Here is a 12,735-nt window from a genome sequence, read left to right as displayed (position 1 = left end):
CCGGTCGGCCGTCACTTGAAAGGTGGAGCGCTTACTGCACTTCTACCGCCAGGCTTTCACTGATCTTCTGCTGCCAGATCGCAGGCCCGGTGATGTGTACCGACTCACCTTTGCTGTCGACTGCAACGGTGACCGGCATGTCTTTGACGTCGAACTCGTAGATCGCTTCCATGCCCAGTTCGGCGAACGCCACCACGCGGGATTTCTTGATCGCTTGCGCCACCAGGTAAGCCGCGCCGCCGACTGCCATCAGGTAAACAGCCTTGTGGTCCTTGATCGCTTCGATCGCGGTAGGGCCGCGCTCGGATTTGCCGATCATGCCCAACAGGCCGGTTTGCTCGAGGATCTGACGGGTGAACTTGTCCATCCGCGTGGCGGTAGTCGGGCCGGCAGGACCAACCACTTCTTCGCGCACCGGATCGACCGGGCCGACGTAGTAGATGAAGCGACCCTTGAGGTCCACCGGCAGGGTTTCACCCTTGTTCAGCATCTCGACCATGCGCTTGTGCGCGGCGTCGCGGCCGGTGAGCATCTTGCCGTTGAGCAGGACGGTTTCGCCCGGCTTCCAGCTTTGCACTTCTTCAGGCGTCAGGGTGTCGAGGTTGACGCGACGAGCCGACGGGCCGGCTTCCCAGACGATTTCCGGGTAGGCGTCCAACGGTGGCGCTTCCAGCGAGGCCGGGCCGGAACCGTCGAGCACGAAATGCGCGTGACGGGTGGCGGCGCAGTTCGGGATCATGCACACCGGCAACGAAGCGGCGTGGGTCGGGTAATCCATGATCTTCACGTCGAGCACGGTGGTCAGGCCACCCAGGCCCTGGGCGCCGATGCCCAGTTGGTTGACCTTCTCGAACAGCTCCAGGCGCATCTCTTCGATGCGGTTCTGCGGGCCGCGTGCCTTGAGCTCGTGAATGTCGATGGACTCCATCAACACTTCCTTGGCCATCACAGCGGCTTTCTCGGCGGTGCCGCCGATGCCAATGCCGAGCATGCCCGGTGGGCACCAGCCGGCGCCCATGGTCGGAACGGTTTTCAAAACCCAGTCGACGATCGAGTCGGACGGGTTGAGCATGGCCATTTTCGATTTATTCTCGGAACCGCCGCCCTTGGCCGCCACGTCCACTTCCACGGTGTTACCCGGAACGATGGAGTAGTGAATAACGGCCGGGGTGTTGTCCTTGGTGTTTTTACGAGCACCCGCCGGGTCGGCGAGGATCGAGGCACGCAGGACGTTTTCCGGCAGGTTGTAAGCCCGGCGCACGCCTTCGTTGATCATGTCGTCCAGGCCCATGGTGGCGCCATCCCAACGTACGTCCATGCCTACGCGCACGAACACGGTGACGATGCCGGTGTCCTGGCAGATCGGGCGGTGGCCGGTGGCGCACATGCGCGAGTTGATCAGGATTTGCGCGATGGAATCGCGGGCTGCCGGCGATTCTTCACGCAGGTAGGCCTCGTGCATCGCCTGGATGAAATCCACGGGGTGGTAGTAAGAAATGAATTGCAGGGCGTCGGCAACGCTCTGAATCAGGTCGTCTTGCTTGATCACGGTCATGAGTCGCGCTCCTCTAAAAGACGGGAACATTCAATAAGGTGCCTGCGGCTTGGGTGCATCGGTCGGTCGCAGACACCTTTCAAGGCACGCCGGGCATGCTGGCGCGACGCTAAAAAGGCGCGGCAGTATACCGCGCATCAAAGGCGGGTACATCCGTTGACAGTCAAACGTTGGTCGCATACCGCCCACACATGGATAGAAGGGCTTTGTGGCGAGGGGGCTTGCTGTGGCGAGGGGGCTTGCCCCCGTTGGAGCGCGAAGCGTTCCCCCTGCTTCCCCTCAAACACCGCATTGGCAGATTTTGCGACTGCTTCGCAGCCGAACGGGGCGGTGCGGCGTTCCGACAAGCCCCCTCGCCACAGGTTATCCCGAGCCCAAGTCATGGGTTTGACGCCAGAATTTCGCCCCAAAAATTGAATGGTCATTTATCAGACTCGCCACTAAAGTGGCATCCGGCCTGTAGAGTAGGACACTCCGACAGCCTCCTTTCGCACGGTGAATCAACGATTGACCCATAACGCCATCCAGCGGCTTTTGCTCAAACGCTTTGCCCTCGCGGCCGGCACCTATGCCCTGGCCTTGCTGCTGGTGTGGCTGGCGTTTTTCACCGGCCATTACGATGACTCCCTCGTCGGCATGGTGGTCGGCAGCGGGTTGTTGGTGTTCAGCCAAGGGGTGCTATTGGCGGTGTTTTACAGCGGCACCAATCTGCGCTGCTCCGATCCCAGCCTGACCGAAGTGCAAATAATGCTGGGGCTGGGTTGGCAGACCTGGCTGATCGCCCATCTGGATGAGGCGCGCGGCGCGTTTCTGGTTTTTTACCTGCTGATCCTGTTGTTCGGGCTGTTTCATCTGTCGCGCACGGCTTTCCTGCGGTGTGCGCTGTTTGTGTTTTTCAGTTTCAGCGCCATCACGTTGTGGGAGGGCTACCACTTTCAACAGCCCAACCCGACGCTGGCGCTGTTGCAGGTGTGCGTGCTGTTGGTGGTACTCGGCTGGCTGGTGATTTACGCTCGTTACGTCCAACTGTCGCGCCAGCGTATGCGTCAGCGGCGGTTCGCCTTGCAGGCGCATCAGGACACCCTGCGCGGGATGATGCGTCAGCTCGAAGGCCTGGTGGCGACCGACGAGCTCACCGGGCTGTTCAACCGCCGGCATTTCCTGCGCCTGGCCTCCCGCGAGTTGAGCGCCATGGAAATCGGTGTGGTGCATGGGTTGGCGCTGATCGACCTCGACCACTTCAAACGCATCAACGATGTTCACGGCCATGCCGCTGGCGATCAGGTGCTGCAAGCGTTCGCCGGGGTGGCTACTGCGTGCCTGCGCGATGGCGATATTCTGGCCCGTTATGGCGGCGAAGAGTTCGTGGTGCTGTTGCCCGATTGCGACGCCGAGCGCCTGACGGCTTGCTGCGAGCGCTTGCGCATTGCCTTCATGGATGTCGAATTGGTTGGCCTGGATGTGTGCCACCTCAGTCTGTCGGCGGGCATGACCTTGCTGGAACTGGGCGACGATCTGGATCACGCCTTGCACAGCGCCGATCAGGCGCTGTACCGCGCCAAGCGTGATGGCCGCAACCGTTGCGCGGCGGCCTGGGAGAATGTCGATGCCTGAGTTACGGGTCGGCGAACGCCAATGGGCGGTGGCGGCGGGCAGCAACCTGCTCGATGCCTTGAATGAAAACGGCGTGCCGGTGCCCTATAGCTGCCGGGCCGGCAGTTGCCATGCGTGCCTGGTCAAATGTGTCGAGGGTTTGCCCAGCGACAGCCGTCCCGATGCCTTGAGCCATGAGCAGCGCCAGCAGGGTTGGCGGTTGGCCTGTCAGTGCCAGGTGGTCGACGATCTGCAAGTCGAAACCTTTGACCCGCTGCGCGATGGCCTTGCCGCGCAGGTGGTTGCCAGCGATTGGCTGAGTTCCAGCGTCTTGCGTTTGCGCCTGACGCCCGAGCGACCGTTACGCTATCAGGCGGGGCAGCATCTGGTGTTGTGGGCGGGGCAGGTGGCGCGGCCCTACTCCCTGGCCAGCTTGCCGGAAGAAGACCGCTTTCTGGAATTTCACCTCGATTGCCGCCAACCGGGGGCGTTCAGCGATGCGGCGCGGCGGCTGAAAATCGGCGATCCGATCCGCCTCGGCGAATTGCGTGGCGGGGCGCTGCATTACGATCCGGACTGGCACACCCGACCGCTGTGGTTGCTGGCGGCCGGCACCGGTCTGGGGCCGTTGTTCGGCATCTTGCGCGAAGCGTTGCGGCAGCATCATCAGGGCGCCATCCGCGTTATTCACCTGGCCCATGATGCCAGTGAGCATTATCTGGCCAAACCCCTGCAAGCCATGGCCGAGGGCCGTGAAAACCTTAACGTCGAGTTGTGGACGGCGGCCGAGTTGCCCGCGGCTTTGGCGCAACTGCGCCTTGTTTCCCGGCAAACCCTGGCCTTAGTCTGCGGAGCACCCGACAGCGTCGACGCCTTTGCCCGGCGCCTGTACCTGGCCGGTTTGCCGCGCAATCAACTGCTGGCGGATGTCTTTGTACCCCATGGTTGAGCGCTGATCGTTTAACGACGCGAGACTCGCCATGCCCGATGCCATCCAGTTTGAACGCGAGCGCGGTTTGCTGACCCTGCGCCTCAACCGCCCCGAGAAGAAAAACGCCCTGACCCGCGCCATGTATAGCCAACTGGCGGAGGGGTTGCGGCTTGCCGACAGCGATCCCGAAATCAACGCTGTGCTGATTGCCGGCAGCGCCGAGTGCTTCACGGCTGGCAACGACATTGGTGATTTTCTCCAGCAACCCCCCAGCAACCTCGACAGCCCGGTGTTCCACTTCATGCTCCAGTTGCTGGAGTGCCGCAAACCGGTGATCGCCGCCGTGGCGGGTGCGGCGGTGGGGATTGGCACGACCATGCTGCTGCATTGCGATCTGGTTTACGTCAGCACAGACGCGCGGTTGCGCATGCCGTTCGTCAATCTAGGGTTATGCCCGGAGTTCGGTTCCAGCCTGATCCTGCCGCGCTTGCTCGGGCAGGCCAAAGCGGCGGAGTTGCTGTTGCTCGGTGAGGGTTTCAGCGGTGAACAGGCTGCCACGTGGGGGATAGCGACTGAGGCCTTGGGCAGTGGCGAAGCAGCGTTGGCCAAGGCACGAGAGATGGCGTTGCGTTTTGACGAGCTGCCGCCGGAAGCGGTGCGCATCAGCAAGCAATTGATGAAAGCGCCGGGCCGGGAACAGTTGCGTCAGGCCATAGAAGAGGAGGGCGCGTTGTTCACCCAGCGGCTGCGTTCGCCGGAGGCGTTGGCGGCGTTGTCGGGGTTTATCAACCGGCATTAAGTCGAGCCGATCGTTCCCACGCTCCGCGTGGGAATGCCTCAACGGACGCTCCGCGTTCGGCTTTTGGGACGCAGAGCGTCCCGGGCTGCATTCCCACGCAGAGCGTGGGAACGATCACCACAGACGAAAAAAGCCCCGCCATTCACATGGCGGGGCTTTTGTTTTTCAGCAACCGGTCACTCAGACCATCGGATCGCCAACGTGCAGGATTTTCATCCCGTTGGTGCCACCGGTGGTGTGGTAGCTGTCGCCCTTGGTCAGGATGACCCAGTCGCCTTTCTGCACGACGCCGCGCTTGAGCAGTTCATCGATCGCAGCCTGGCTGACTTGCTCGGCCGGCAAGGACGCCGGGTCGAACGGTACGGTATAGACGCCACGGAACATCGCCGCGCGGGCCTGGGCTTCGCGGTGCGGCGTGAACGCGTAGATCGGCACCGAGGAACGGATGCGCGACATGATCAACGGCGTGTAGCCACTTTCGGTCAGGGCGATGATCGCCTTCACGCCCGGGAAGTGGTTGGCGGTGTACATCGTGGCCAGGGCGATGCTCTCGTCGCAACGTTCGAACGTCTTGCCGATGCGGTGGCTGGAGGTCTTGCTGGTCGGGTGCTTTTCAGCACCGACGCAGATGCGCGCCATCGCTTGCACCGCTTCCAGCGGGTACAGGCCGGCAGCACTTTCGGCCGAGAGCATCACGGCATCGGTGTAGTCGAGCACGGCGTTGGCTACGTCGGACACTTCAGCGCGGGTCGGCATCGGGTTCTGGATCATCGACTCCATCATCTGGGTCGCGACGATCACGGCCTTGTTGTGGCGGCGTGCGTGCAGAATGATTTTCTTCTGAATGCCCACAAGCTCAGCGTCGCCGATTTCCACACCCAGGTCACCACGGGCCACCATCACCGCGTCGGAGGCGTTGATCAGGCCGTCGAGAGTTTCGTCGTCGGCCACGGCTTCGGCGCGTTCGATCTTCGCCACCAGCCAGGCAGTGCCGCCGGCTTCGTCGCGCAGTTGACGGGCGTATTGCATGTCGGCGGCGTCACGCGGGAAGGACACGGCGAGGTAGTCGACTTCCATTTCGGCAGCGAGCTTGATGTCGGCCTTGTCTTTCTCGGTCAGGGCCGGCGCCGTCAGGCCACCACCGCGACGGTTGATGCCTTTATGGTCCGACAGCGGGCCGCCGATGGTCACGGTGCAGTTCAGTTCGGTGGCGGTGGCGGTATCGACGCGCATTACCACGCGGCCGTCGTCGAGCAGCAGCTCGTCGCCCACACCGCAGTCCTTGACCAGGTCCGGGTAGTCGATGCCGACCACTTGCTGGTTGCCTTCGGTCAGAGGATGGCTGGTGGAGAAGGTGAATTGATCACCGATTTTCAGCTCGATCTTCTTGTTGGCGAATTTGGCGATACGAATTTTCGGGCCTTGCAGGTCACCCAGCAGGGCGACGAAGCGGCCGTGCTTGGCAGCGAGGTCACGCACCAGCTTCGCGCGAGCCTTGTGCTCGTCGGGGGTGCCGTGGGAGAAGTTCAGACGGGCGACGTCCAGGCCAGCCAGAATCAACTGTTCAAGAACTTCCGGCGAGTTACTGGCCGGGCCAAGGGTAGCGACGATTTTGGTACGACGGACGGACATGCAAAGACTCCTGAGTTCAAGCGCTAGCAGAGGCTACTATGGTCTTTGGGTGTAGTCATTGTTCGTTTGCACTACTTTTTTTGAAGAACTTGGTTTTTGTGAAGAACTTGGTTTTTGCTTTTTTTATTGAACGCGACAATCGGCGCAAACGGTTCTGAAGATTTCCGACAACGGGTCGATACAGAGCGCAAGACAGGAGATCCCCCTATGCGATTCGTGCTCATTGCCGTCCTTGCCCTCAGTGCTGCGGGCTGCACCCGTTGGTCGATGGACCATCATCTTAATAATGCCTATAGCGCCTACGAGCGCGGTAACTGCGAGCAGGTGATGCTCGAACTGTCCAAGGTTGATCGCGAAAGCCGTTCCCGTCGTTACGTGCAGCCGGAAGTGACGATGATGCGCGGCCAGTGCCTGGAGCGGCAGAAGCTGTTTATCGATGCGGCCCAGACTTACCAGTTCATCATCGCGGCCTACCCGCAAAGCGAATATGCCTACCGCGCCCGTGCCCGGCTGGAAACTCTGGAGAGCCTGGGGCATTACCCGACCCGCAGCGCGACGGTGGTACGCCCGACCCGGTTCTGATTGAGGTTGTCCTACAAAGGCTGGCTGACCGGCGGCGGTGAGCTATAGTCGAATAGATCGGTTTAGAGCCTTGCCTCTCATCGACGTAACACCTGAGATCGGCAGCAGTAAGCGACAGCGGATGGAAGGACTGTTGCACCGTGATCGGGGAGAGCGTGCCCAAGCCTCTATCAATAGAAGCAGGCCCGTTCCGAAGCATTAGTGCGGCCCTGCTTAAGGGCCTTGCATGGCGAATAACGCATGTTCACTGACCGCCGGATCGAGCGGCATCAACTGCCGTATTTTCTGAGAGTATTCAACAGCGTCACCGACAAACCCATCGGCTTTCTGGGCAACGTATCCGCCGACGGGCTGATGCTGATCAGCCAGTGGCCGATGATGGTGGGCGCCGATTTTGCCCTGCGCCTGAAAATTCCCATGGACGGCAATTGTCAGCAGGTGATCGACCTCAACGCCTGTTGCCTGTGGTGCCACGAAGACGCCACGCCGCACCATTACGACGCCGGGTTCAGCCTGCAACGGGCACCGCCGGAGTATGGGCAACTGATGGAGGCGTTGACGCAGTACTTCAGTTTTCAGCCGTTGCCAGCCTCTGCCTGACAATTCCGCAACCTAGATGTAGCAGCTGTCGAGCCCCAGCGAGGCTGCGTTCGGCTGCGTAGCAGTCGTAAACCCGGGGCGCAAGGTGAATCTGATTCTGCGCGAGCTCTGATTTTACGACTGCTACGCAGCCGAACGCAGCCTCGCTGGGGCTCGACAGCTGCTACAGGGATTTGCCGCTACGTCGTCTTGATCGCCTTCTCGTTATCCAGCGACCGCTCCACCAGCATCAACCCCAACTCACTCATCCGGTAAATCGCCATCGCCAGATGCCGGGGCTTGTCGTCCAGGCTGTCGGCCAGGTCGAGCAGCAACGTGCTGACCGTCGAAAAGGTTTCGTAGGTTTCGATGGTCAGGGCTTCGGGGTTGGCATCGGGGACAACGGTGAACATTTTCATGGCACGGTCCCGGGATGACCGACGGCATTCGACGTCGGGTTTGAGGTAATGGTCCAGCGCCTTGTCGGCGGCGGCGTGGAGCTTTCTTGAATCGAGGGTGGCGTAGGGGGAAACCGGGTCGGTTTCGGGGGGATTTGGAGTTGCTTTGAACATATTTTCGTACTCGATTGGGGCTGCCACGACCTCGCGACTAAACGAAGGGGTGGCGGCTGTAAGCAGGTTAGTCGACCGGTGAGTACGAGAACCGGCGCGCCCGAGAGCGCCCTGCGAACAGCCACCATCGAGTGCGGGGATAGGGATTACCCGACTGGATGACGCTTATACACATCGTACAAAACCGGGCGACTAAACCCGATCGCTGATTGGCAGCGACGCGGATCAAGTTACGGGGCAAGGCCAAGGCGCACAAGCCGGCGGATTCTGGCGGATGTGTAGTCCGTTGCGCAAGGCACTGTAGTCACTTGGTGAGGGCCTGAAGGATCGGCGGGAATGTGTTAATTGACCGCCGTGCCGTTCGTCGGGACTGTCAGATTTTACAGGTAGGCAGAACCCCGGTTCGGACGTAGAAAGGAAGCCTTGGGATTTTCCACGGCGGGCGGCGACGGAGCGGGATCATGTCAAAAGACGAAAGCAATGTGAATGAGGCTGAGCACCGCGGCGTTGAAGAGCCCAACGGCATTGAAGAGCACAGCGGAGGGGAGCTTTCAGCATCAGCCGACATTGAAAACCCGGACAGCCCAAGGGCCATTTCTCCTCTAACTATAACTGATGTAAGTTCCGGGGATATCGTGAATCCCGATCAGACGTTCCGGTACGCTTTAAACGCGGCAGGTAGGCACCAAGTTTCCATGTACGTTTATGTGCATGGCGCTCTGGAATGGTTGCAACAGGACGAGTGGCGGGAGGGGAATACTTGGCACACTTCAAAGTTCAGTAATATTAACAAGGCAGGCTCTATACAGTTATTCCATCTGTGGAAGTATTATCAGCAGAATTCGGGTTGGCAAAAATTCGTATGTTGGATGAGTGCTCTTCCCCGAATTGATAGTGCGTTAACGTATACAAATAACATCACAGGGTCGGGTGGTGATACCACTTCGCTCAGGCTTGTAACACCTGGCGTTACACACGTATTCACTCCAGTCTTTACGAGTTCAGGGAATAGATGGTCGACCACGCTCGATTCGTGGGTAGCGCCAGGACGCTATCAAATGCACGTCGAGCAAAGTGTCACCAACTATACAACCCGGTATTCTGAGAGGGTAGAGGTTCTTTACCTCACCTACCCAAAAGTTTCTACTCCCGTAAATGACGGAGTGGTAAAGCTTGACTCGCAAGTGCCAGTTAGCGGCGCTTGGGGAGCGGAAGGTGAAGTCATTCAAGTCATGAATGAAGGTGGGGGAACAAACTTTGGACAAATGCCAGCTCGCTCCGACGGTACTTGGGGAATAACGTTTGATGCCCGGGCTCACTACCCTTCTGGTGGTTGGAAATACCTTATGGTGCGGCACGAGAAATCAGGCAATGCTGCCTGGGCGCAAGTGAGAGTATTTTTCCTAGCCCCTCCGTTTATCGCTGTTGCCCCGTTAGTAGTAGATATGAACGCCCGCATCACGGGAACCGGGCATACAGATATTGCTGGAAATACCGTAGAAGTATTCCGCGACGCTATAACAGGAAAGATAGGGGGCGGTCCGGTCAATCAATCCACGGGGGCGTGGTTCGCGGATGTAGTGTTGCCGGCTGGTCGAGTCGGTATTACGGCGAGCCAACTTTATTCGGGGGTCCAGTCGGTAAGAGCAGCAACCGTTTATTTCAATGTTCGCCCGCCCAAGTTTGGCGGCTTAACGGTTAGTTATGAAGAGGGTAAAACGATATTGTCTGGCGCCAGGTATGACAATACCAGGGTTCAAATTCACATTAGTGGTGACGGAGTTAATGCTCAGTTTACAGTGCCTGTCGGAAGCGGTAGCTGGCGCGTGGAAGTCCCTGTGACTTATTTGCCCGGCCGATACACTTATGCCAGCAAGCAAAGCATCTCGGATGGAGGAAGTGGCTGGATAGATTCTGCATGGAGTGACACGCAGAGCGTCGAGATAAAACCCCGCAAACTGACCCTCAACACACCGTCGTTAAGTGGGCAGAAGCCGACATTTACAGGGGCAGGAGGTTTCAACTGGGGTACAGCAGCGCCCAATAGGACGACAATCGAAATTCAACTCAATGGTCAGAAACATGGGAGTGTGCCGGATGTCTATCTCCCAATCGGTGGCAACTCCTGGACAACTACGGCAACAGCAGATCTGCCACCGGGCACCTTTACAGTTATTGTGCGGCAGTTGGTTAATGGGGTCTGGTCAGAACCGACCCAGCTCGCATCGCCGCTGGCCATCAAGCCCAACAAAACCGCATTCACCGAACCCGACGGCCCGTCGGGGCAGCGACCCCGAATTTCTCTAACAGCCTGGCCACTGGCGACGGTCAGACTGTTCGACAATCAGAACAACCTGATCAAGGAACACGCAGCGGATGGCAGTGGAATCTGGCGTCACCCTGCCGACAAAAACTGGAACCCAGGTCCCCATACGGTCAAAGCAACGCAAACTTTCGGCGGACTGCCGTCGGAGGTAGCAACTCATACCTTCACTGTAAAAACCCCAGTGGCACTCATCACTCTACCGCCCGGCAATGAAGTCAGTCCGCAACCGGTGATTACCGGCGTAAATGGTTTGCCAGGTTCGTGGGTAGTTATCTACTCCGCGGTGGGGGCTCGGCCAGAGCTAGGTCGCGGTGAGGTGCAGCCTGACGGGTCGTGGTCTGCACCGCTGGCAAAGCAGCCGCTGGGGGCATTGCCGATTTTTGCCGTGCAGGTATTCAACACGCATGAGTCGGACCCTGGTGCACGACTTGATCTCACCGTGGTCGTCCCCGTGCCGAAGTTCGACCCGATCCCTCCCAAACCTGGGCGCACGTTCAACCTGACCGGCACCGGTTTTTTTGGGGCCACGGTCGAGATACGGCGCAAAGGCGTGCCGACGCCTTTGGCCAAAGACATCGAAGTCAGGCCGGGTGGCACCTGGACGGTGCAACTTAAGCTGGATGTCGGCCCAATCATCATTGTGGCCATTCACCGCTATGAAAACCAATTCACGTCCGAAGAAAGCGAGGACTGCGTTCTGACCGTGGTACCGAATGTGCCGGTGATCGACAGCCCCCTAAACGGTCAACCGTTAGGCGCCATGCTGACGATTTCCGGGTTCGGAGTCGCAGGAGACGATGTCTACGTCCACAGGATAGTCGGTCCGTATAACTTTCCGCCTATCCGCGTGGCGGAGGACGGCACTTGGTCGGCACACCTCCAGCACAATATTGCGACCAGTAGCGGCTTTAAAGTGCTGGCGAAAGCCACCGGGAACCTGGACTCCGAATGGTCTGAGCCGCTGACGATGGCTTTGCTCGGCATTGCGCCGCAAATCACCGAACCCAGGGCCGCCGACTACGTCGGCGTCAGGCCTTGGTTCAGTGGCCTTGCTGTGGCGGGGGCGATCATTACCATCACCTCACGGTTCAACACGGATGACGTGCTGGCCTCGGCGGAGGCCGACGAAAGCGGGCGATGGACGGTGCAGGGCAACAAGGATCTACCGGTCGGCCCGGCACGGGTGGCCGTGCGTCAGACCGTGGAAGGCAAGGATTCGGAGTGGGCCATAAGTCCACGCTTTATGGTGGAGCGAATGCCTGCCAACTTTGAGGCGCCGACAGTGACCTTCCCGCGCAGGGGGCAAGTGGTCGGGCGATGGCCGATGTTCGAAGGGCGCGGCGTGCCGGGGTCTGAAATCAGCCTTTACAAGAAAGGTGACAGTAACGCGGTAGTGGGCCGTGCCTGGGTCGATCGACAGGGGGCATGGGCCGTACGGTCGCAGATCGAGTTGGCGGTAGCGGACAACTTCGAGTGTTCGGTGCATCAAACCCGCGATGGTGTGATTTCGAAGTCGTTATCGCCCGATCACCTGTTCAATGTGAGGGTTCCTGGCGGGGGCGAAGCACTGATCATCGATACGCCCAGCGACGATGTATCGCAGGTCCTCGAACAGCAGCCAGTGTTCTCCGGGAGCGGTATCCCCGGTGCAGAGGTGGAGGTGTATTCCGGCTCCACAGTCCTCGCCAAGACGAGGGTAAATGCACAAGGCCATTGGAGTGTTCGCAGCGAAGTTGTGCTGCAGGCAGGTACGCACACCATCGAGGCTAGGCAATTCATGGACGACATTCACTTTGCCCCAACGGGCCGAGTGACATTCACGGTCGCCGAGAAACTCGAGCTGCCGGTCATCGTCAGTCCGGTTCAAGGCGCGCATATATCACCTTATGGGGTGATAGAAGGCACGGCATTGCCGGGCACGACGGTCAGGCTGCACAAGGGAGGTGACGGACACACCATATGGGGACATGGCGATGCCAATGATCAGGGGGAGTGGCTTATTGTCCTTGCCGGGCTACCGGTGGGAAATTTCCAGCTGACGGGGGAAGGTAGAAAGGATCAGTTGCTAGCCCGTTGGATGCCCGTTCTCGATTTGAAAGTAATCAATGCCGGCTAACACCCCGACGCATCACTACTGGCCCTCCCTGTGAGGGCCATTTTTTTGTC

Annotated in this window: 9 protein-coding genes; 6 read left to right on the top strand and 3 right to left on the bottom strand. The window is 59.6% G+C overall.

Annotated features, from left to right (window positions below; all coding sequences use genetic code 11):
• Positions 1-31 precede the first annotated feature (31 nt).
• Positions 32-1,555, bottom strand: a complete 1,524-nt coding sequence (locus tag PMI21_RS13135; protein ID WP_007938826.1) for a fumarate hydratase — start codon at positions 1,553-1,555, stop codon at positions 32-34.
• Between the two features lie 507 nt (positions 1,556-2,062).
• On the opposite strand from PMI21_RS13135, the gene PMI21_RS13140 reads away from it, so the two are divergent.
• From PMI21_RS13140 to PMI21_RS13150, 3 genes are read left to right on the top strand one after another with little or no spacing between them, the layout of a single operon-like run.
• Positions 2,063-3,169: a GGDEF domain-containing protein gene (locus tag PMI21_RS13140; protein ID WP_033064023.1), complete on the top strand. Its 1,107-nt coding sequence runs from the start codon at positions 2,063-2,065 to the stop codon at positions 3,167-3,169.
• A complete protein-coding gene (locus PMI21_RS13145; protein WP_007938822.1) occupies positions 3,162-4,097 on the top strand; it encodes an iron-sulfur-binding ferredoxin reductase in 936 nt (311 codons plus the stop codon). Before PMI21_RS13140 ends, PMI21_RS13145 begins: the two co-directional genes overlap by 8 nt.
• A gap of 31 nt (positions 4,098-4,128) precedes the next feature.
• On the top strand, positions 4,129-4,878 hold the full coding sequence (locus PMI21_RS13150; protein ID WP_007938820.1) for an enoyl-CoA hydratase-related protein: 750 nt from the start codon (positions 4,129-4,131) through the stop codon (positions 4,876-4,878).
• A 180-nt stretch (positions 4,879-5,058) separates the two neighbouring features.
• Here the strand turns inward: PMI21_RS13150 and pyk are convergent, their stop codons facing one another.
• Positions 5,059-6,510: a pyruvate kinase gene (gene pyk, locus PMI21_RS13155; RefSeq protein ID WP_007938818.1), complete on the bottom strand. Its 1,452-nt coding sequence runs from the start codon at positions 6,508-6,510 to the stop codon at positions 5,059-5,061.
• Between the two features lie 207 nt (positions 6,511-6,717).
• Here pyk and PMI21_RS13160 point away from each other — a divergent pair, with 207 nt between their 5' ends.
• Positions 6,718-7,092 (top strand): tetratricopeptide repeat protein, encoded by a 375-nt coding sequence (locus tag PMI21_RS13160; protein WP_007938809.1) that lies wholly within the window; start codon positions 6,718-6,720, stop codon positions 7,090-7,092.
• Between the two features lie 240 nt (positions 7,093-7,332).
• The gene (locus tag PMI21_RS13165) at positions 7,333-7,692 is read left to right on the top strand and encodes a PilZ domain-containing protein (RefSeq protein ID WP_007938807.1); all 360 of its coding nucleotides are present in this window, start codon (positions 7,333-7,335) and stop codon (positions 7,690-7,692) included.
• A gap of 179 nt (positions 7,693-7,871) precedes the next feature.
• Here the strand turns inward: PMI21_RS13165 and PMI21_RS13170 are convergent, their stop codons facing one another.
• Positions 7,872-8,243 (bottom strand): DUF6124 family protein, encoded by a 372-nt coding sequence (locus PMI21_RS13170; RefSeq protein ID WP_007938805.1) that lies wholly within the window; start codon positions 8,241-8,243, stop codon positions 7,872-7,874.
• Positions 8,244-8,704: 461 nt separating this feature from the next.
• Between PMI21_RS13170 and PMI21_RS13175 the strand changes: the two genes are divergently transcribed.
• On the top strand, positions 8,705-12,685 hold the full coding sequence (locus tag PMI21_RS13175) for a hypothetical protein (RefSeq protein WP_157214314.1): 3,981 nt from the start codon (positions 8,705-8,707) through the stop codon (positions 12,683-12,685).
• Positions 12,686-12,735 lie beyond the last annotated feature (50 nt).

Source organism: Pseudomonas sp. GM18 (assembly GCF_000282195.1).
Classification (GTDB): Bacteria; Pseudomonadota; Gammaproteobacteria; order Pseudomonadales; family Pseudomonadaceae; genus Aquipseudomonas.
The sequence above is the reverse complement of the archived record's forward strand: the minus strand, read 5'-3'. Positions and strand labels throughout refer to the sequence as shown.

What these genes read in the sequence shown, in the direction of transcription:
- PMI21_RS13175 (WP_157214314.1), top strand. Translation starts at nt 8,705, where the DNA reads ATGTCAAAAGACGAAAGCAATGTGAATGAGGCTGAGCACCGCGGCGTT.
- PMI21_RS13170 (WP_007938805.1), bottom strand. Translation starts at nt 8,243, where the DNA reads ATGTTCAAAGCAACTCCAAATCCCCCCGAAACCGACCCGGTTTCCCCC.
- PMI21_RS13145 (WP_007938822.1), top strand. Translation starts at nt 3,162, where the DNA reads ATGCCTGAGTTACGGGTCGGCGAACGCCAATGGGCGGTGGCGGCGGGC.
- PMI21_RS13135 (WP_007938826.1), bottom strand. Translation starts at nt 1,555, where the DNA reads ATGACCGTGATCAAGCAAGACGACCTGATTCAGAGCGTTGCCGACGCC.
- PMI21_RS13165 (WP_007938807.1), top strand. Translation starts at nt 7,333, where the DNA reads ATGTTCACTGACCGCCGGATCGAGCGGCATCAACTGCCGTATTTTCTG.
- pyk (WP_007938818.1), bottom strand. Translation starts at nt 6,510, where the DNA reads ATGTCCGTCCGTCGTACCAAAATCGTCGCTACCCTTGGCCCGGCCAGT.
- PMI21_RS13150 (WP_007938820.1), top strand. Translation starts at nt 4,129, where the DNA reads ATGCCCGATGCCATCCAGTTTGAACGCGAGCGCGGTTTGCTGACCCTG.
- PMI21_RS13160 (WP_007938809.1), top strand. Translation starts at nt 6,718, where the DNA reads ATGCGATTCGTGCTCATTGCCGTCCTTGCCCTCAGTGCTGCGGGCTGC.